Here is a 19,132-nt window from a genome sequence, read left to right as displayed (position 1 = left end):
GCCTCCCCTCCCGTCACCTCGGCGGGAACGGGATGCCCCGGCGCGAGGAGTTCGAGCAGCCGGCCCGAGCCGGCCGCCCCGCCGGCGCGACGCGGGTCAGCCGACCACCTGGACGCCGATGACACAGGTGTCGTCGTCGGTGTCGGACCAGCTCCGGGTGAGCAGGGCGTCGAGCCGGCCGTCCAGATCGCCTCCGCCCGCGGCCGCCGTGTTCAGCAGGTGGGCCAGGGATTCCTCTACGGAGACATCGCGGCGCTCAACCAGGCCGTCCGTGAACATCAGCAGGGTGTCCTGCGGTTCGAGACGGACCTCCTGCTCGGTGTACGTCACGTCGGGCAGCGCGCCGAGGAGCAGGCCGTCGATGAGGGGGAAGGCCTGTGCCTCGCCCTTCCTGACGAGTACGGGCGGCAGGTGACCCGCGCGCGCCCAGCGCATGACGCGGGTGCGGGGGTCGTAGAGGCCGCAGACGGCGGTCGCGGTGACCTGCTTGGTCAGGTGGTGGGTGACCGTGTTGAGCCAGGACATCAGCTGGGCGGGGCCGGCTCCCGTGACCGCGAGGCCGCGCAGGGCGTTGCGCAGTACGACCATTCCGGTGGCGGCTTCGATGCCGTGGCCGGCTACGTCGCCCACGGACAGCATGATGAGACCCGAGGGCAGGACCAGCGTGTCGTACCAGTCGCCGCCGACCAGGGACTCCGTCTCCGCCGGCCGGTAGCGGACGGCGAGGCGCAACCCCGGCGCCTCGATGCGGTGGTGCGGGGGCATGATGGCGTGCTGGAGCTGGAGCGCGAGCCTGTTGCGTTCGGCCGATTCGGCTTCGGTGAGGGCGAGCTGGTCCCGGGTCGCGGCGAGGGCCACCTCGGTCCAGTGCTGCGCGGAGATGTCCTGGTAGGCACCGCGTACGGCGTGCAGCCGCTGGGCCGCGTCGAGGACGGGCTCGGCGACGACCCGGATGTGGCGCAGGATGCCGTCGGACCGGCGCAGGCGCAGGTTGACGGAGGCCGGGTGCCGGTAGCGCAGGACGGCGCGCAGGAAGCGGCCGAGCGCGGCGGAGTCGTCGGGGTGGGCGTAGTCGGGAAGGTCCCTCAGCGGTACGGGGGATGCGGTGCTCGGCAGTCCGTGGAGGGCGTAGAGCTCGGAGTTCCAGGTGATCTCGCCGGTGGCGAGGTTCTCCTCGAAGCCGCCGATGCGGCCCAGCCGCTGGGCGTGCTGGAGCAGGTTCGCCAGCCGGGCGGTCTCGTCCTCTATGCGCCAGATCAGCAGGACGGCGGCGCCGTGCCGGCTGACGCTGATGTCCGCGACCGAGGTCAGCGGGATCTGGTCGACCAGCGCGGTCAGGCTCACGCGCTCGGCACGAAACGGTTCGCCGGTGGCGTGCACCCGCTCGACGGTCTCGAAGAGGCCGCCCTCGCCCGCTGCCGTCGGGTAGGCCTCCAGCAGCAGTGCGCCGTTGACGTCTGCGCGCGGACGGCCTACGGGGTCTACGAACCGGCTGTTCGCGTGGCGGATGCGGAAGTCGGCCAGCCGGCCGTCCGGGTCGAGCACCGGGGTCAGGATGACGGTGGGGTCGTGCAGGCCCTCGGCGAGATCGATCAGCTCCGAGACGTCGGGGAGCAGTCCCTCCGGTGCCGCGGCGTCGGGCAGGGGAGCCGAGTCCAGGGTGTGGGCGCACAGCTCGGCCAGCGCCTCGATCTGGCGCCGGATCTGCGGCGGCTGGGGCGGCAGGGGGTGCGGCCAGCAGACTTCGAGGACGCCGTGCACGCGTCCGCCCGTACCGGCGGGTACGGCCATCCGGCCGCCCTGGGGCCATTGCAGGTGGCCGATCGAGGGGATGCCCTCGTGCCCCAGGTCGGCGATGGTCACCGGGGCCCGTTCGAGCAAGGCGTGGCGGGGGACGGTCGCGACGCCCGGGGGGACGTGGCGCCAGCGGGCGGCCTCCTCGGCGGGGAGTCCGGCGTGGCCGGCGAGGGCCAGTGAGCCGTCGGGAGCCGCGGCCCACACGGCGACGGCGACCGCTCCCAGCGGGGTCAAGGCGTTGGCCAGCAGGGACTCCGCCACGGCCTGGGTGTCGGCAGCCGCGGCGAGGACTCCGCTCTCGGCGGTGCGCAGGCGTACCGACACGGTGGGGGCCCGCGGGGTCGGCTGGGCCGTCGCGGTGCGTTCGACGAACTCGGCCGCGATCTCGCTGACGTGGTCGCGGGCCGCCTGGTTGACGATGTCGGCGGCGAGTTCGAGGACGGACAGCCCTGCCTCGCGGCACAGCTCGTCGAGCTGGTGGGCTGCGGCGGCGGGGGTGCAGTTCAGCCGCCCCATCAGGATTCCCTTGGCCAGCTCGACCAGCGCCCGGCCGTCGGCGGCCGCGTGGGCCTCCCGTACCTCTCGGCGCAGGCGCTCGACCGTGGCGACGAGCCGCCCGAGGGGGGTCGGCGCCTGCTCGGGGACGTGGGGCGGCGTTCCCTCGTCGGCCCGCGCCTCCGGGGGCGGGGAGGTGTGCGAAGGGGTCACCGTACCGTCGTTCCCTCTGCACGGCGGCCGGGTTCCGTCAGCCAGTGGCGGACGCGGGCGATGAGGGCGTCGGCGTCCACGGGCTTGGTGACGTAGTCGCTGGCCCCGGAGGCAAGGCTCTTCTCCCTGTCGCCGGGCATCGCCTTGGCCGTGACGGCGATGATGGGCAGTTCGGCGTGCGCGGGCATGCGGCGGATCTCCGCGGTGGCGGCGTAGCCGTCCAGCTCGGGCATCATGACGTCCATCAGGATGATGTCGACGCCGGGGTTGCGGGTGAGCGTCTCGATTCCCTTGCGGCCGTCCTCGGCGTGGAGCACGTGCATGCCGTGCAGTTCGAGGATGCCGCTGAGGGCGAAGAGGTTGCGTGCGTCGTCGTCGACGACGAGGACGGTGCGTCCGGCCAGGTCCCCGTCGAGCGCTTGGGGCGAGTGCTCGCCGTCCACCGCCCCGTTCGCGAGGGACAGCGCCTCTCCTGGCTCATCGGCGGACAGGTGCAGGACGATGCGTTCGCGGAGCTCGTCCAGGCTGCTGAGCAACTCCAGGCGGCGGGACACGGCCCGCTCGCGCAAACCCTGCTCCTGGCCGTTGTCGAGGCGGGGGTTGTTGTGCGCGAGGACGGGCAGGGAGCTGAGCGCCGGGTCCCCGTCGAGCGCGTCGAGGAAGCGCAGGGCTTCGCCGTCTGGCATGTCGAGTTCGAGGACGACGCAGTGGAACGGTTCGGACGCCAGCACGGCGGCGGCTTCCCGCGAGCTGGTGGCGCCGACCACCTGGATGCCGGCCTGCTCCCCGCTCCTGGCGTGGTGCGGTACGAGGTCGCGTTCGGCGCTCTCGGCGACGAGGGAGAGCAGGCCGCCCAGGCGTTCCTCGATGACGAGGAGGCGCCTGGCCTGCCGCTGCCGGCCGCCTGCGGTCTCACCGTCGCCCTCGCGGCGCGGCCGGGGCAGTTCGTACGAGCCGCTGCCGGGGGCCGGCAGCGTGGTGGCGGGGAGGACTCCGGGGCCCTCCTCGAAGTCGGCGTGGCTGGCCGGGAGGTAGAGGGTGAAGGTGCTGCCCTGGCCGGGGGTGCTCTCCGCCGCCACGGCTCCGCCCAGCAGCTGGGCGATCTCGCGGGTGATGGAGAGGCCGAGTCCGGTGCCCCCGTACTTGCGGCTCGTGGTGCCGTCGGCCTGCTGAAAGGCGCCGAACACGGATTCCAGCTGCTGTTCGGGGATGCCGATGCCGGTGTCGCGCACCCGGAAGGCCAGCACGCTTCCCCGGCGGAGCAGCCCGGCGGGCACCTCGGCGTCGGTGGCCCGTTCGATGCGCAGCTCGACGCCGCCGCGTTCGGTGAACTTGACCGCGTTGGACAGCAGGTTGCGCAGGACCTGGCGCAGCCGCGAGTCGTCGGTGAGCAGGTCGGCGGGCGCGTCGGGTGCGGTGGTGACGGTGAAGTCGAGGCTCTTCTGCGTGGTCATCGGCCGGAAGGTGGCTTCGACGTACTCCAGGAGCTGCGGCAGGTGGACCCGTTCGGGGTGGACGTCCATCTTGCCCGCCTCGACCTTGGAGAGGTCGAGGATGTCGTTGATCAGCTGGAGCAGGTCGGAGCCGGCCGAGTGGATGATGCCCGCGTACTCGACCTGCTTCGCGGTGAGGTTGCGGGTGGGGTTCTGGGCCAGCAGCTGCGCGAGGATGAGCAGGCTGTTGAGCGGAGTGCGCAGTTCGTGGCTCATGTTCGCCAGGAACTCCGACTTGTACTTGGAGGCCAGCGACAGCTGCTGTGCGCGGTCCTCCAGTTCCTGCCGGGCCTGTTCGATCTGCAGGTTCTTCGCTTCGATGTCGCGGTTCTGGCTGGCGAGCAGGGCGGCCTTCTCCTCCAGTTCGGCGTTGGAACGCTGCAACTCCTCCTGCTGGTCCTGGAGTTCGGCGGATCGCGCCTGGAGTTCGGCGGTCAGGCGCTGCGACTCGCCGAGCAGCTCGTCGGTCCGCGCGTTGGCGACGATGGTGTTGACGTTGACTCCGATGGTCTCCATCAACTGGCTGAGGAAGTCACGGTGGACGGGGGTGAACGCGGAGAACGAGGCGAGTTCGATCACACCGAGGACCTGGTCGTCGACGACGATCGGCAGGATGATCAGGCTGCCCGGCGTCGTGTGGCCGAGCCCCGACGAGATCACGTAGTCGGCGGGTACCTGGTCGGTGGTGATGGTCCGGTGGCTGCGGGCCGCCTGTCCGACGAGGGACTCGCCGAGGGCGAAGCGGACGGCCACGCCGTCGGACGCGGAGCGGCCGTAGGAGCCGACGAGCGTCAGCATCGTGCCCTGCGGAGTCTCCTCGGCCAGGTAGAAGGCGCCGTACTGGGCGGCGACCAGCGGGGTCAGCTCGTCCATGACGAGTTCGGCGACGACCGAAAGGTCGCGGTGGCCCTGCATCAGGCCGGAGATCAGGGCCAGGTTGGACTTCAGCCAGTCCTGCTCCTGGTTGGCGCGGGTGGTCTCCCGCAGCGAGCCGACCATGGAGTTGATGTTGTCCTTGAGGTCGCCGACCTCGCCCGGCGCCTCCACGGTGATGGAACGGGTGAGGTCGCCCTCGGCGACGGCGCTGGTGACGGCGGCGATGGCCCGGACCTGGCGGGTGAGGTTGCCGGCGAGCTCGTTGACGTTCTCGGTGAGCCGCTTCCACGTGCCGGAGACCCCTTCGACCTCGGCCTGGCCGCCGAGCCGGCCCTCGCTGCCCACCTCGCGGGCCACGCGGGTGACCTCGGCGGCGAAGGCGGAGAGCTGGTCGACCATCGTGTTGATGGTGGTCTTCAGCTCCAGGATCTCGCCGCGCGCGTCCACGTCGATCTTCTTCGACAGGTCGCCGTTGGCCACGGCTGTGGTGACGAGCGCGATGTTGCGGACCTGGTTGGTGAGGTTGTTCGCCATCGAGTTGACGTTGTCCGTGAGGTCCTTCCACGTGCCCGCCACGTTGGGTACGCGGGCCTGGCCGCCGAGGCGGCCCTCGGTGCCGACCTCGCGGGCCACCCTCGTCACCTCGTCGGCGAACGCGGACAGCGTGTCGACCATCGTGTTGATGACCCCGGCGAGCGCGGCGACCTCACCCTTGGCCTCCACCGTGATCTTCTGCGACAGATCGCCCCGGGCTACCGCGGTGGCCACCTGGGCGATGGAACGCACCTGGCCCGTCAGGTTCGACGCCATCACGTTGACGTTGTCGGTGAGGTCCTTCCAGGTCCCGGAAACCCCCCGGACCGTGGCCTGGCCACCCAGGTTGCCCTCGGTGCCGACCTCCCGGGCCACCCGCGTCACCTCGTCGGCGAACGCGGACAGTTGGTCGACCATCGTGTTGATGGTGGTCTTCAGTTCCAGGATCTCGCCGCGCGCGGTGACAGTGATCTTCTGGGAGAGGTCGCCCTGGGCGACGGCGGTGGCGACCTGGGCGATCGAACGCACTTGCGCCGTCAGGTTCCCGGCCATGAAGTTGACCGAATCGGTGAGGTCCCGCCAGGTGCCGGAAACGCCCTTGACGTCCGCCTGGCCGCCGAGGAGCCCTTCGGTGCCGACCTCGCGCGCCATGCGGGTGACCTCGCCGGCGAAGGAGGACAACTGGTCGACCATCGTGTTGATCGTGTTCTTCAGTTCGAGGATCTCACCCCGGGCGTCCACGGTGATCTTCTGCGAGAGGTCTCCCTGCGCGACCGCGGTGGTCACCTGGGCGATGTTGCGAACCTGGTCGGTGAGGTTTCCGGCCATGAAATTGACCGAATCCGTAAGGTCCAACCAGGCTCCGCCGACCCCCGGAACCTCGGCCTGACCGCCCAGCGTCCCCTCGGTGCCGACCTCGCGCGCCACCCGCGTCACCTCGGACGTGAACAGCGACACCTGGTTGACCATGCCGTTGAAGACGGTGGCGATCTCCCCGAGGAGCCCCTCCGCCGCTTCGGGCAGCCGTGTGCGGAAATCCCCGTCCCGTACGGCCGTCAGCCCCTCCAACAGCAGCCGCAGCTCCGACTCGGTGATGCCGCCCTCACTGGGTACCACTGGCGCTCCACCCGGTTCCGCCGCGCCAGTCCGCTCAGCCATCGCCAGCCCCACTCTCGATGTACCCGACAGGTGAAGGCTAACGCCCGCCACAGGACCCTACGGCCGTCACGGGCCGAGGGCGTCCTGAACGCTCGGGTGCAGGGACAGAACCGTATCGGCACCGGTCAGGGCGAACAGACGGCGCAGTTGGTCACCCGGAGCGGCGATCCGCAGCGCGGTAGAACGGTGCAGCCGCAGCAGCAGGTTGAGGAAGGAGGAGTCGCCGAAAGTGACGGAACTCGCATCCAGTACCACCATGGGGTGCCGGTCCGCGGCAGCCGTGAGGGCCTCCTCCAGCGACGCCAGGGTGTCCTGGTCCAGCTCTCCACGTGCCGCGACGACCCAGCCGGACCCCGCCGGGTAGCTGTCTTTCACCACGCCGTCGCCCCGCACGTCTTCTGCTCCCGTCATGTCCGCCTCCCCGGATCTCTCCTGTACGCGTTCCGGAATGGAGTATGCACGCTCGATCAACGCAGGACGACGCCCCACCGCTCGGTACGCCCCGCAGGACATGAGTCACACCCCGTACCTGAAACCGATAGGTGTAAGCCGCGGATCTCGGGGCACCAGCGGGCCCGGCAGCCATCGACAACCGGGAGGGACCGCCACCATGCTTCGTTCGGCCGCAGTCGTAAGCCCTGATCGTGCGTCGGACCACCAGGCCCCGGCCCGTAGGCCGCTCACGGAAGGAGACCAGGCCTCGGACGCCCCGCTCCCCCGCGTCGAACAGGCCCGGGAGATCGCGCCCGCGGATGCCAGGGAGTTGTCGAGGCTGTTCTTCAGCAAGCTGCGCTCCTACGAGGAGGGCACGCGGGAGTACCAGTACGCCCGTAACACCCTGATCGAGATGAACCTCTCCCTCGTGCAGTACGCCGCCCGCCGTTTCCGCGCCCGGGCCGCCGGGGGCGGGCTCGACATGAACGACATCATCCAGGTCGGGACGATCGGGCTGATCAAGGCCATCGACCGCTACGACCCCGAGCGCGAGGTCGAGTTCTCGACGCTCGCGCTGCCGTACATCACCGGTGAGATCAAGCGGCACTTCCGCGACACCACCTGGGCCGTCCACGTCCCGCGCCGCCTGCAGGAGCTGCGCTCCGTGCTCGCCAAGGCGCAGGAGGCCCTCACCGACACGCTGAACCGGGCCCCGACGGTCAAGGAGGTGGCCCAGCACCTCGGGCTGTCGGAGGAAGAGGTGATAGACGGCCTGGTCGCCGCGAACGGCTACACCAGCGGCTCGCTCGACACCGCCGGTGAGACGGAGACGCACGCGGGCCGCCCCGCCCCCGCCCTGGCCGAGAGGCTCGGCGACAACGATCCCGGCATGGAGCTGTTCGAGGAGTTCCACACCCTCGCCCCGCTGCTGCGTGAACTGGCGCCGCGGGACCGGCTGATCCTGAGCATGCGGTTCGGGCAGGAGAAGACCCAGGCCGAGATCGGCGCCGAACTCGGCATCTCCCAGATGCAGGTGTCCCGGCTGCTCTCCCGCACGCTGGGCCGACTGCGCGCCGGAATGCTCACCTCGTAGGAGTTCATGGTGGCCCTGACAGCCGTACCGCTGGAAGACCGCGCCGGCGCGCGCCTCAGCGGCAGCGGGGACCTGGACACCCGGCCGGCGCTGTGCGCGGCGCTGGCCGCGGTGAGCCGGATCCCGGGCCCCGTCGTACACCTCGACCTGTCAGCCGTCAGCTTCCTCGACACGGCCGCCGTAGCCGCTCTGGTGCAGGCATCGGCCCGCTTTCGCGGCCAAGGCCGGTGCCTGCTGCTCCACAACCCGCCATACTCGCTCCGCAAGGTAGTGGAGATGTTCCCGGACGAATGTGCCGCGCTGGAGGTCGCAGCATGATCACAGTTCCAGCGGCCGGCCACGCCGGGGCTTTCGTCCATCCCGCGCTGTTCTACCGGGGGCTCGACGAGTACCTCGACGGGGTGGGCGGATTCGTGCGCACGGCGCTCGCGGCGGACGAACCGGTCCTGGTCGCCGTACCCGCACCCCGGCTGGGTCCGCTGCGGGAGAGCCTGGGCGGGGACGTCCCTGGCGTCGAGTACGTGGACATGGCACGGCTGGGCCGCAATCCGGGGCGGATCCTCGCCGCGCTGCAGGATTTCGCCGGACGGCACGAGGGACGGCCGGCCCGGATCGTCGGCGAGCCGATCTGGCCGGGCCGTTCGCGGGCCGAGGTGCTGGAGGCCACGCGGCACGAGGCCCTGATCAACACCGCCTTCGCGGGCCGCGACGCCACCATCCTGTGCCCGTACGACGTGGCCCGCCTCTCCTCCGGCGTGGTCGCCGACGCCCGGCGTACGCACCCCACGCTGAGGGAGGCGGGCCGCGAACTCGCGAGCCGCGAGTACACCGACCCCTCCGTCGTGACCGGTGACTGCGACGTTCCGCTGGCCGAACCCGGTCCGGGAGCGGTGAGCCTCGACTACGCGGGCGGGGACCTGGCCCGGGTCCGCGAGTTCGCCGAGGCATGGGCCCGCGGGACGTCCCTGGCCACGGGCCGGCGGGGCGACCTCATCCTGGCCATCAGCGAGGCCACTGCCAACTCCCTCGCCCACGGGGGCGGCCACGGCACCCTGCGGCTGTGGACCGCCGCGGGGCAGGGTGTGGTGGCCGAGGTCCGCGACGCCGGCCACCTGGCCGATCCGCTGGCCGGGCGCCGCCGCCCCCCGCTCGCCTCCGCCCGAGGCGGACGCGGCCTGTGGATGATCCACCAGCTCTGCGACCTCGTCGAGATCCGGGCCACGCCTTCCGGCCTCACCCTGAGACTGCACATGGCCGACGTCTGAGCACCCGGCCGCCTAAACTGTCCCGGCGCTCGACGTCGCTGGACCGACGGAAGCAGCCGGGGGACCCGAGCGGTCACCACGAGACGAGAGCCGTGCCAACGGCGGGGGTGAGACCACAGTGACGAGCAGCGGATCGCAGACCGACCGACCGCCGGCGCAGCGGCCCGGGGTACCGGTACAACGCCGGCTCCTGGCATTGGCCGGAGTCCGTGGCCAGGTCGCCAAGGGGCGCGACTTCACGCGGCAGACGCTGCGGGACTGGGGCTGGGACGGGACCGACACCTCGGAGGACACCCTGCTCGTCGTCTCCGAGCTGGTCACCAACGCCGGTCTGCACGCGGACGGTTGCGTCCAGCTGGTCCTCACCCGCGGTGACGTGCTGCGCATCGAGGTGTTCGACGGATCCACGGCTCTGCCCCTCCGCGAGCCCGCACCCCGGCGCGGGGTCCCGGGCGGGCACGGGCTCTACATCATCGACCGGCTCTGCGACCGCTGGGGTGCCGAGGTGCACGCCCAGGGCAAGGTGGTGTGGGCGGAGATCGACGCCTCCCGGCTGCTCTCCGGCAAACCCGTGACCGTGACGGGCTGAGGGCACCGCGCGGCGCCCGCGTACCTCGATGACCATCGGACAGGTGTCGTCGGCGAGCCGGACAGGCGTTTGAAAGCGTGGGAAGGGGACACACGCGGGATGTCGGTGCGCTGCCCCTTTGAACGGTGTGGCACCACCGAGCCCGGTGGCCGCACTCCGTTTTCCGTCCCCCCGGAACGGAGTGCGGCCACCGGCTGCCGTCCTACGGAAAGCCCCGGCGCTGCCTCGACCTTGAACCCGCTGAGGACGATGCCCTGCGGGCGGCCGAGCTCTCGCGGTAGCCCACACGTTCTCGGTGTGTTGGTAGGAGGGCGGTTTTCGTTTTCCGGATAGCCGCCGCGGATCCGTTCGCCCGGCGGCTTTCGCCGTGGGCTCCGGGTCGATGGAATAAGCACATGCCACCCACACAACCCCCGACCATCGAGCCTCCCGGGGAAGGACGCGACAGCGCAGACTGCGAGCGGGTCCGGCGGGTCCTGGCCCGGGCCGGCTTCGACACCTCCTCCCACGAGGGGCAGGGTCTGCGGGTGTGGCCGGCTCCCGAGGGGGTCATGGTGGGGTGGGTCGCCCGTGAGGTGCTGCGGCCGACTGTCCAGGTGCACGGCCACGAGGAGGACCTGTCCCGGTTCACGTCCCTCGCCGGTCTGCACAAGGCGCTGCAGACGGCCCTGGCCGAGATCCTGCGCGAGGCGGGCCTCGATGTCGCTCCTCACGGGGAGCGCCTGCTCGCCGTCAGGCCGGGGGCCGCGGCGGCGGACGGAGGGGCCGGGTTGCCGGGTTGACCGCTCAGGACCCGGCGAGGGTGCGCCCGGGCGGGACTCCGTACGCGGCGCGGTAGGCGGCGGAGAAGCGCCCCTGGTGGTGGAAGCCCCAGTGGTTGGCGATGGCCGTGACCGTGTCCCGCGAAGGGTCCGCCGCGACCAGGTCGGCGTGGGCCAGAGCCAGTCGTACGCGGCGCAGGTAGGCCATCGGGGTCGTCCCGAGGTGGCCGCGGAAGGCGTACTGCAGGGCCCGGGGTGTGACACCGGCGGCAGCGGCCATCTCAGCCAGGCCGATTTCGGCGGCCGGCTGCGATTCGATGAAGGCGATGGCCCGGCGGACGGTCTCCGGCGTCGCGTCCCGCGTGTCGGCGGGCACGAGGTCGGGGCGGGCATCGGTGGGGAAGGTGGCCAGCAGCGTCGCGGCGAGCATCCGCGCGGCGGCGTCGACCACCAGCGGTTCGCCGCCCGCCGGCAGGGCCAGGACGCTCTCCTCCACGTAGTCGACGGTCCTCTTCCACTGACCGGCCATGGCCTTGGAGACGGGGGTGAAGCGGGTGAAGCGCAGCGGGCGGGCGGCCTCCCCGGCCGGGCGGCCCGCGAGCTGCTCCACGAGTGTGAGCGGCACCGTCACGGCACGCAGCTCGGCCGAATACACCCGGCCCGCGTAGGGCAGATGGGGCTGCGAGATCGCCAGGACATCACCCGGTCCGGCTTCGGTGACGTCGTCCGCGCACTCGCGTGCCATGCGGCCGCCGACCACGTGTGTGATGGCTACGGAGCCGAGCGGGTCGGTCGTGTACGCGTACTCCGTCGACAGGGCAATGGTGCTGAGCGATACGGGACCGGCGTTGGTGCGGGTGTAGCGGAAGGAGCCGCGCGGGGCGGGCGCCTTCATGCGCAGGCTCGTCCCGTACGCCCCCTTCAGCCAGTCCCGGGCGACGTCCACGTCGGCGGTCCGGAAGCTGTGTCCGTCCTGTGACTGGGCGTGCGGCTGTCCTTGCATGCCGATCGGGCCTTCCGTTCCGCGGCGGGCGCGGCACGGAGGAGCTGCGCGGACTCAGCGTACGTCGCGATGCGGATGCGGAGTGCGGGTTCCCGTCGTACGGACCGTACGACTCGGACCCCCTGACGCGGGGTCACGCCGGTGCCTGCCTTGTCGTGTCGGCCCGAGGACGTGCTCCTCGTACCGGCCGAGTCCGAGGAGGGCGCACATCAGCAGGGGCGGTACGAGCAGTGCCAGGAACAGCACGGGAGCTACCTGTGCCCGGTCAGGGTGGCCACGAGGACGACAAGTGCGAAGGCCATCACCAGCATGTGCAGCCAGACGGGTCCGGATGCGGCGGCCCAGGCGAGTAGCTCTGTCGTATTCGGTGTCATACGGGCGCGCATGCCCGCAGACCGGGCGGTGACACGGCCGGGAGCGGCCCGTCCGGCTCAGCCTTCCCGGCCCGGCAGGAGCTCCTTGGCCTTGGCGACGGCGTAGCCCCAGCCCTGTGCCACGGTCGCCTTGCCGGGTACGGCCACTTCCTCGGGGTTGGTCAGCACGTCCAGCAGGACCGGGCCGGGGGTGCTCAGGGCCCGCCGTACGCCGTCGTGGAGGTCGGCCGGATCGGTGACCCGGATACCCGTCAGGCCGAGGGCCGTCGCGACGGCTGCGAAGTCGGGGTTGTCGAGTTCGGTGCCGAATTCGGGCAGTCCCGCCTCCTCCTGCTCCAGTTTGACCATGCCCAGGCGGCGGTTGTCGAAGACGACGAGCTTCACCGGCAGCCGATACGTCTTGATGGTCATCAGATCGCCGAGCAGCATGCTCAGTCCGCCGTCCCCGCAGAGGGCCACGACCTGCCGACCCGGCGCCCAGAGCTGGGCTCCGATGGCCTGCGGCATGGCGTTGGCCATCGATCCGAGGTTGTAGGAGCCGAGCAGCCTCCGGGCGCCGCGCATGGTGACGAAGCGGGAGAGCCAGACCGTGGCCATCCCGGTGTCGGAGGTGAAGATGGCGTCCTCGTCGGCGTGGGCGTCCACCGCGGCGGCCAGGGCCTCGGGGCGGATGTCGTGGTCCCGGTTGTCCAGGGCAGCCCGCAGCTTGCCGATCGGGCGGCGTTCCAGGGCGGGGTCGGCCAGCTTGCGCTGGCCCTGCTGCCACTTGGCGTACCGCTCCCGCGCGTCGTCCAGGTGGGTGCGGTCGGGCGCGGCCTTCAGCAGCGGCAGCAGGGCCCGTAGCGAGGCGCCAACGTCGCCGGCCAGGCCCACCTCCACGGGGGTGCGGCGTCCCAGGTGGTCCTCCTGGGCATCGATCTGGACCACCCGGCAGTCCTTGGGGTACCACTCCCGGTACGGGAAGTCCGTCCCGAGCATGAGGAGCGTGTCACCGCTGTCGAGGGCGTGGGCGGCGGCGGGGTTGCCGATGAGGCCGGTCTGGCCGACCTGGAAGTCGTTGTCGCCCTCGAAGCCTTCCTTCGCCTTCAGCGTGAGCACCATGGGCGCCGAGAGCAGCTCGGCGATCCGCAAGACCTCGGCGCGGGCGCCGCGGGCCCCGCGGCCGACGAGCAGGGTCACGCGGGAGGCGGAGTTCAGCACGTCGGCGGCTCGGGCGAGGTCCCGGTCCTCTGGCCGGGTGACGACGCGGCCGAGCGCGAAGCGTGTGGGCCGGTCATCGCTCAGCTCCTGCTCGCCCAGGTCTCCCGGGACGGCCAGCGCGGCCACGCCGCCCTGGGTGACGGCGGCGCGAACGGCGCTTTCGAGCATCCGCGGCATCTGTTCCGGGGAGGTCACGGTCGCCCGGTAGACGGCCACGTCGCGGAAGAGCAGGTCGTTGTCGACCTCCTGGAAGTAGTCGCCGCCCAGCTCGGCGAGGGGGACCTGGCCGCAGATCGCCAGGACGGGGGCGCGGCTCTTGGCCGCGTCGTAGAGGCCGTTGAGGAGGTGTACGGAGCCGGGGCCGACCGTACCCATGCACACGCCGAGGGTGCCGGAGAGCTGCGACTGGGCCCCGGCGGCGAAGGCCGCGGCCTCCTCGTGCCGGCAGCCGACCCAGTCGAGGCCGTCGGTGGTGCGGATCGCGTCGGTCAGCGGGTTCAGAGCGTCTCCGACGACTCCGAAGACGTGCTGGACGCCCAGTTCCTTCAGTGAGTGCACGATGACATCGGCGACGGTGCGAGCCACGGGGTTGTCCTCCGGTCGGGTTCAGCGGAAGCGGTCGGGACTGGCCGCCTGCCAGTCGCCTGCCCAGCCTTCCGGCGGGGATGCGAGCAACTCGCGGGGGGTGAGCCAGTCGTGGAGTTCGGCGTAGGAGCGGACGGTGTGCGCGTCCACGCGCTGGAGCAGCATGTGGGGGCGCAGCTCGCGCGGGTCGTCGACGCCCATCGCCGCCATGATCTGGAGGGCGCTCTTGACGGTGGCTTCCTGGTAGCGCCTGACGCGCTGCGACTTGTCCCCCACGTCGAGGGCGCGGGCGCGCCGGGGGTCCTGGGTGGCGACGCCGACGGGGCAGGTGTTGGTGTGGCAGCGCTGGGCCTGGATGCAGCCGATCGCGAACATCATCGCGCGGGCGGCATTTGTGTAGTCGGCTCCCTGGAGGAGCCGTCGTACGAGGTCGCTGCCGGTGGCGACCTTGCCGCCGGCGCCGATCCGGATGCGGTCGCGCAGGCCGGTGCCGACGAGCGCGTTGTGTACCGTCATCAGTCCTTCGTCGAGCGGCAGGCCCACGATGTCCGCGAACTCCAGGGGCGCCGCGCCCGTGCCGCCCTCCGCGCCGTCGACGACGATGAAGTCGGGGGCGGTGTCCTCCTCCAGCATGGCCTTGCAGACGGCCAGGAACTCGCGGCGCGAGCCGACGCACAGCTTGAAGCCGATGGGCTTGCCGCCGGCGAGTTCGCGCATGCGGGCGAGGAAACGCACCAGCTCACGCGGTGTGGAGTACACGCGGTGGAAGGGCGGCGAGAGCACCGTCTCCCCCTGCGGCACGCCCCGAACCTTCGCGATCTCGGCGTTCACCTTGCTGCCCGGGAGGACTCCTCCCATGCCGGGCTTGGCTCCCTGGCTTATCTTCAGGGACACGCACTTCACCTGCGGGTGTGCGGCCTTCTCGGCGAACTGCCGCTCGTCGAAGCCTCCGTCCGGGGTGCGGCAGCCGAAGTATCCGGTGCCGATCTCCCACACCAGGTCTCCGCCGGGGCGCAGGTGGTACTCGGACAGGCCGCCTTCGCCCGTGTCATGGGCGAAACCGCCCAGTTGGGCGCCGGTGTTGAGGGCCAGGACCGCATGGGCCGAGAGGGAGCCGAAGCTCATCGCCGAGACGTTGAGCAAGGCCATGTCGTACGGCCGGCCGCAGTCGGGCCCGCCGACGCGGACCCGGGGCGGATCGGTGCGTACTGGGCGCGGCGCCATGGAGGGTACGAGGTATTCGCTGCCGGGCAGGTAGAGGTCGCGTTCGGTGCCGAACGGCTCCTCCGCGTCGGTTCCCTTGGCGCGCTGGTAGACGATGCTGCGGGTGTCGCGGTCGAAGGGGCGTCCGTCGAAGTTGCGCTCGACGAAGTACTGCTGGATCTCAGGCCGCAGGGCTTCGAGGGCGAAGCGCAGGTGCCCGAGCAAGGGGTAGTTCCGCAGGACGGCATGCCGCCGCTGCAGGGCGTCGTACGCGGCCACCGACGCGAGCAGCAGCAGCGGCCCGGCCGCGGCCCACCACCAGGGTGACGCCCACACGGCGGCGGCGACCGACGCGCAGACACTCAACAGGATCACCAGAGTTGTCTTCAGCACCCTGCGCTTGTGTCCCGCTTCGCACACCCCATTCCCGACGGCCCCGGACCACTCCGTGGAGGCGTGGCGACCGGGGCAATGGCCGGCGTGCCGCCGCCGGGGATCAGGTGAACTGGGTGCTCGCCGTGTGCAGGGCTTCCTGCAGCAGCGGGGCCCGGTCGAGGCCGATCTTGCCGCCGCCGCGTACGACGACGCTCTGTTCTCAGGGCGATCCCGCCGACGATGTGCTCGTTGAGGCTCTCGCCCGAGCCCAGCCCCAGCCGGAAGCGGGTAGGGCGCGTGCCCTTGGGTCGCCGGCCAGGGGAAGGAGTGGTCGGAGATCACGGAGAAGTCGAATCCCGCCCGCTCCGCTCCCACCACGCGGTCGACCAGTTCCCCGGGCCCGGCTTGCTCGGTCATCATCGGTACCCGATTCGCACCGTGCCGGGCGGGCGCCTTACCGCTCCGGACGGCAGTACAGGGACTGGGTTACCACTGCCAACGCAGCTCGGGCTGGTAGGGGCTGCACGCCCGCAGACCGAGACGGGGGTGGAGCACGGCCAGGTCCTCCTGGTGGAGACACCGGTCGGCGGATCCGATCCTTCCGTCGGTGTCGCGCCACCAGACCTGGCGGCCCGATCCGTCGCAGGGTGACACGGTGATCGTCGGTGCGGCGGTGAGGCAGGCGGCCGTCCCGGCGGCCCTGATGGTGCCGCCCGCGAAGGTCCCCCGCTGGCCTGGGCCGCCGTCGCAGTCAGCCGTCGTGACGGCTCCCGAGTCCGGCCGGGTGACTTCCCGAGTGAGGCAGCGCTCGACAACAGCCTTCGTACCGGTACTGCCGATCGCCGACATGATCTCCCCGGAACCGGGCTTCCGGTGCACCCTGCGGTGCTCCCTCTGCATCCACTGTCGGAAGCCCCGGCTGAGGGTGAACTCGGTCGGGCAAGGCACCGTGAAGCAGCCCGCGTATGCGATGTAGGCGGCGTGCACGGCTTCCTTGTCGCGGCGCTGCCGCGCCGTCAGGTTCGCGGGAAGAAGCGGTAGACCGTAACCGACGTACGGCGTGACGACAGGGCGGGCGGGAGAGCGGAACGCGGCCTTTCTGAAGAACCGCCCCGCCATCTCGTGATCGCTGTGATCGGCAGGATTCGGCGGACCGACGCCGAACGTGGCACTGTCGTGGTCGAGTGTGAGGACGCGTTCCGCGTTCCGCAGCGCGATCACCTCGGACAGCACGGAGACCAGCTCCATCCCCGTATAGGACGGCGCGCCGTCCACCGGCGTGATCGCTGCGATCTGCCCGCGGAACAGCTTCAGCAGGCTCTGCCCCGAGTACCGCGGGCTGCCGACGCCCCTCGGGAACCCGTCGGGCAGCCGGAGGAAGACGAGCCTTACGTCGGGGCGGCCGGTCAGTACGAAGGACACGAGGCTGCGCCCACGCACGGCGAGATCGGCCCGGTGCCAGCGATTCGGGGCCCCCGCCATCCTCGCGTAGGCCGCTCGCAGGCCCTGCTCCCGGCGCCTTACGTAGGAATCGTCGGTGAACGAACGCCCTGCGTCGCCGGCCGTCAGGTAGACGGTGCCGACGGAGCAGCGGGCGCGTATCAGCCGCTGTACCTCCGGACTGATGAAGAGCAGGTCGTCGTCCTGGTGCGCCACGCCGACCAGCGTGCTCCGGCACTCCGTGTCCGGTTCCGCGCCCCACCGGAATCCGGCGGGCTGCACCCCGTGGGACTGGGCGGCCCCTATCTGCAGCAACGGAGCGGTCCCGCCGAGCCCGAGGCCCAGGCCCAGGCCCAGGCCCAGGCCCAGGCCCAGCGTCACCAGGAGCATCCGCCGATGCCGCCCCCTCACGTCGCGGCTGTGCTGCTGCTCAGCGGTTCTGACCCCACTGCGTCCCCCTTCGGCGGACTCGTCGCTCCATGCACCGCGCACGCCATTGGCTGATGCACGGATGCTATGGGCGGACCCGGAGCGGTTGCGACACGAGCGGGCCGATCGGTGGACGCCGTCGCCCGGAGCACCTGGCTTGCCCGCTCCTGCCCGTACGCGCTCGCGTCCACTGGCTGGCCCAGGCCAGCGGGCCACCTCTGCGTGACGCGGAGTAGATCGTCCACCCAACCAGTCGCCGATAAGCGCTCGTCGCTTTCATCCACCGCCCGTGTGAGATGCGGGCTGATCCGGGCACACGCACCATGACGTTGTTGTCACAGCCCGCTGATGAAAGGTTCCGTCATGCCCAGAGGATCCAGCCCCAAGCGTGAGCGCCAGTACGAGCACATCAAGGAGTCCGGCGAGAAGCGCGGGATGTCCGAGGGCCGCGCCAAGGAGATGGCCTCCCGTACCGTCAACAAGGAACGCGCACGGTCCGGCGAGAGCAAGACCGCCAGCCGCAGCTCCACCCAGGGCAAATCCGCCTCACAACGCGGCGGCCAAAAATCCCACAGCGGTGGCGGCTCGTCCGAACGGACCAAGGACGACCTCTACCAGGAAGCGAAGAAGCGCGGCATCGAAGGCCGCTCCACCATGACCAAGCAGCAGCTCAAGAACGCCCTCGGCCACTGACCCCAAGGCCCAAGAGCCGATCGCCACCGTCGGCGAGGGCGCGTACACCCGATCAAGCACGCCTGCGGCGCCATGGTCGGCTGGATGCCCGAAGAATTCATCCAGCCAGCCTGTCGGCGCGGACCCGGTCGCGGCTGCAGAAGACCTGCCACCCGCGACCGCCCGGGGCTCCGGCACGCCTTCGGTCCGGTTATGGCCGCCGCCTTGCACGCAGCAGACTTCACCGACCCGCAGGGCCCGCAAGGAGGGCGCGCCCACACGGCAAGGCAATGCGGTCCAGCGAAGCATTCATGTGCTTCCTCCGCTCCTGCTCCTGGGGGCCGGCTAGCGCCCCGGCAGGGCATCGAACTTGATTTCACTTCCCGAGCAGATGACGGCTGACATGTTCCGTTCCATCATGCGCAGAGCTGCCTCCGCCAGATCGGGGTCGATGTGGGCGACCGCGTCGGCCGCGACCACGACGTCGAGATGCCGGATGTAGGCGTCCAGTGCCGAGTAGAGCACGCACTGTTCGGTCACCTGGCCGCACAGGACGACCCGCTCGGCTTCGAGCTGCCCCAGCAGGTAGGCCAAGGGCGTTTCGAAGAACGCCGAATGCCGGGCTTTGACGACGAAGAGCGAGTCCTCGTCGGGCGCGATCGGCTCCACCAGGTCTGAGTGCCGGCCGGACAGTGCTGCCTGGAGGATTTCGCCGTGATGGGACCGCCACTGGCCAAAGTTGTCATTCACGTAGATCACCGGCGACCCACTGGCCCGTGCCCGGCGCAGGAGCTCGCCTACGCCCGGCAAGGTTGTGCGCACGGACCGGACGAGCAACTCCGCGTCCTCGTGCTCGTAGGTGTTGAGCATGTCGATCACGATGAGAGCCGTACAGGCCATGGCGACCGCCTTTCGCTCCCTTCGGGCGGCTTCCCGGACCAGGGGCGCTCTAACCCCAGGGTCTCGGGCCCGGGGAAGAGGCATTGATCCGCATGCGTGCGCGCGCCGAAACCGGACGCTTGCAAACGCTGCTCAACCGTTCCCAGCCGCCGCTGCCGGCCGCGGACCCTCGCCGACACCAGCGGCCTGGACGAGGTGCGCCACCGGGTCGGGGACCTGGTCCGCGGGGAGCTCAAGCCGTC

The 19,132-nt window shown here is 71.1% G+C and carries 15 protein-coding genes and 1 pseudogene; 6 read left to right on the top strand and 10 right to left on the bottom strand.

Translation table 11 applies throughout. From position 1 onward, the window contains the following. Window positions 1-96: 96 nt before the first annotated feature. From ACFYOB_RS34910 to ACFYOB_RS34900, 3 genes are all read right to left on the bottom strand, one after another. A complete protein-coding gene (locus ACFYOB_RS34910) occupies window positions 97-2,505 on the bottom strand; it encodes a SpoIIE family protein phosphatase (protein ID WP_388567230.1) in 2,409 nt (802 codons plus the stop codon). Further along, entirely contained in the window at window positions 2,502-6,566 is a 4,065-nt protein-coding gene (locus tag ACFYOB_RS34905; protein WP_388567228.1) for a HAMP domain-containing protein, read from the bottom strand. Before ACFYOB_RS34905 ends, ACFYOB_RS34910 begins: the two co-directional genes overlap by 4 nt. A 66-nt stretch (window positions 6,567-6,632) precedes the next feature. Next, complete coding sequence (locus ACFYOB_RS34900) at window positions 6,633-6,977, bottom strand: STAS domain-containing protein (protein ID WP_388567226.1); 345 nt, start codon at window positions 6,975-6,977, stop codon at window positions 6,633-6,635. A gap of 199 nt (window positions 6,978-7,176) precedes the next feature. Between ACFYOB_RS34900 and ACFYOB_RS34895 the strand changes: the two genes are divergently transcribed. From ACFYOB_RS34895 to ACFYOB_RS34875, 5 genes are all read left to right on the top strand, one after another. Then, entirely contained in the window at window positions 7,177-8,094 is a 918-nt protein-coding gene (locus ACFYOB_RS34895; RefSeq protein WP_388567224.1) for a SigB/SigF/SigG family RNA polymerase sigma factor, read from the top strand. Window positions 8,095-8,100: 6 nt separating this feature from the next. Next, window positions 8,101-8,412 (top strand): STAS domain-containing protein, encoded by a 312-nt coding sequence (locus tag ACFYOB_RS34890; RefSeq protein WP_388567222.1) that lies wholly within the window; start codon window positions 8,101-8,103, stop codon window positions 8,410-8,412. Further along, window positions 8,409-9,359, top strand: a complete 951-nt coding sequence (locus ACFYOB_RS34885) for an anti-sigma factor RsbA family regulatory protein (RefSeq protein ID WP_388567219.1) — start codon at window positions 8,409-8,411, stop codon at window positions 9,357-9,359. The genes ACFYOB_RS34890 and ACFYOB_RS34885 overlap by 4 nt, the downstream gene beginning before the upstream one ends. A 196-nt stretch (window positions 9,360-9,555) precedes the next feature. After that, window positions 9,556-9,948 carry an ATP-binding protein gene (locus ACFYOB_RS34880; RefSeq protein ID WP_388567217.1) on the top strand — a complete coding sequence of 131 codons (393 nt, stop codon included), beginning with the start codon at window positions 9,556-9,558 and terminating at the stop codon, window positions 9,946-9,948. A gap of 395 nt (window positions 9,949-10,343) precedes the next feature. After that, complete coding sequence (locus ACFYOB_RS34875; protein WP_388567215.1) at window positions 10,344-10,730, top strand: hypothetical protein; 387 nt, start codon at window positions 10,344-10,346, stop codon at window positions 10,728-10,730. A gap of 4 nt (window positions 10,731-10,734) precedes the next feature. On the opposite strand, the gene ACFYOB_RS34870 is transcribed toward ACFYOB_RS34875, so the two are convergent. The 6 genes and pseudogenes from ACFYOB_RS34870 to ACFYOB_RS34845 form a co-directional block, all read right to left on the bottom strand. Beyond that, complete coding sequence (locus ACFYOB_RS34870) at window positions 10,735-11,712, bottom strand: helix-turn-helix transcriptional regulator (RefSeq protein WP_388567212.1); 978 nt, start codon at window positions 11,710-11,712, stop codon at window positions 10,735-10,737. Window positions 11,713-11,963: 251 nt separating this feature from the next. Then, window positions 11,964-12,086: a hypothetical protein gene (locus ACFYOB_RS34865; RefSeq protein WP_388567210.1), complete on the bottom strand. Its 123-nt coding sequence runs from the start codon at window positions 12,084-12,086 to the stop codon at window positions 11,964-11,966. 57 nt (window positions 12,087-12,143) lie between these two features. Continuing rightward, complete coding sequence (locus ACFYOB_RS34860) at window positions 12,144-13,871, bottom strand: thiamine pyrophosphate-dependent enzyme (RefSeq protein ID WP_388567207.1); 1,728 nt, start codon at window positions 13,869-13,871, stop codon at window positions 12,144-12,146. Between the two features lie 21 nt (window positions 13,872-13,892). Continuing rightward, on the bottom strand, window positions 13,893-15,467 hold the full coding sequence (locus tag ACFYOB_RS34855; RefSeq protein ID WP_388567204.1) for an FMN-binding glutamate synthase family protein: 1,575 nt from the start codon (window positions 15,465-15,467) through the stop codon (window positions 13,893-13,895). A 212-nt stretch (window positions 15,468-15,679) separates the two neighbouring features. Then, window positions 15,680-15,922: pseudogene (locus ACFYOB_RS34850) on the bottom strand (hypothetical protein); the annotation flags it as partial. 13 nt (window positions 15,923-15,935) lie between these two features. Then, on the bottom strand, window positions 15,936-17,279 hold the full coding sequence (locus ACFYOB_RS34845; RefSeq protein WP_388567202.1) for a PIG-L family deacetylase: 1,344 nt from the start codon (window positions 17,277-17,279) through the stop codon (window positions 15,936-15,938). A gap of 402 nt (window positions 17,280-17,681) precedes the next feature. Here ACFYOB_RS34845 and ACFYOB_RS34840 point away from each other — a divergent pair, with 402 nt between their 5' ends. Further along, window positions 17,682-18,011, top strand: coding sequence for a plasmid stabilization protein (locus ACFYOB_RS34840; protein ID WP_388567200.1), 330 nt, complete (start codon window positions 17,682-17,684; stop codon window positions 18,009-18,011). A gap of 324 nt (window positions 18,012-18,335) precedes the next feature. Here ACFYOB_RS34840 and ACFYOB_RS34835 read toward each other — a convergent pair whose 3' ends face one another. Continuing rightward, complete coding sequence (locus tag ACFYOB_RS34835) at window positions 18,336-18,890, bottom strand: cysteine hydrolase family protein (protein WP_388567198.1); 555 nt, start codon at window positions 18,888-18,890, stop codon at window positions 18,336-18,338. Between the last annotated feature and the right edge of the window lie 242 nt (window positions 18,891-19,132).

This window comes from Streptomyces sp. NPDC006463 (assembly GCF_042870715.1).
Lineage (GTDB): Bacteria > Actinomycetota > Actinomycetes > Streptomycetales > Streptomycetaceae > Streptomyces.
Note: the sequence above shows the minus strand (reverse complement) of the source record. Positions and strands in the feature narration are given on the sequence as shown.

What these genes read in the sequence shown, in the direction of transcription:
- ACFYOB_RS34840 (WP_388567200.1), top strand. Translation starts at nt 17,682, where the DNA reads ATGCCCAGAGGATCCAGCCCCAAGCGTGAGCGCCAGTACGAGCACATC.
- ACFYOB_RS34905 (WP_388567228.1), bottom strand. Translation starts at nt 6,566, where the DNA reads ATGGCTGAGCGGACTGGCGCGGCGGAACCGGGTGGAGCGCCAGTGGTA.
- ACFYOB_RS34835 (WP_388567198.1), bottom strand. Translation starts at nt 18,890, where the DNA reads ATGGCCTGTACGGCTCTCATCGTGATCGACATGCTCAACACCTACGAG.
- ACFYOB_RS34865 (WP_388567210.1), bottom strand. Translation starts at nt 12,086, where the DNA reads ATGACACCGAATACGACAGAGCTACTCGCCTGGGCCGCCGCATCCGGA.
- ACFYOB_RS34845 (WP_388567202.1), bottom strand. Translation starts at nt 17,279, where the DNA reads ATGCTCCTGGTGACGCTGGGCCTGGGCCTGGGCCTGGGCCTGGGCCTG.
- ACFYOB_RS34870 (WP_388567212.1), bottom strand. Translation starts at nt 11,712, where the DNA reads ATGCAAGGACAGCCGCACGCCCAGTCACAGGACGGACACAGCTTCCGG.
- ACFYOB_RS34885 (WP_388567219.1), top strand. Translation starts at nt 8,409, where the DNA reads ATGATCACAGTTCCAGCGGCCGGCCACGCCGGGGCTTTCGTCCATCCC.
- ACFYOB_RS34895 (WP_388567224.1), top strand. Translation starts at nt 7,177, where the DNA reads ATGCTTCGTTCGGCCGCAGTCGTAAGCCCTGATCGTGCGTCGGACCAC.
- ACFYOB_RS34875 (WP_388567215.1), top strand. Translation starts at nt 10,344, where the DNA reads ATGCCACCCACACAACCCCCGACCATCGAGCCTCCCGGGGAAGGACGC.
- ACFYOB_RS34890 (WP_388567222.1), top strand. Translation starts at nt 8,101, where the DNA reads ATGGTGGCCCTGACAGCCGTACCGCTGGAAGACCGCGCCGGCGCGCGC.
- ACFYOB_RS34900 (WP_388567226.1), bottom strand. Translation starts at nt 6,977, where the DNA reads ATGACGGGAGCAGAAGACGTGCGGGGCGACGGCGTGGTGAAAGACAGC.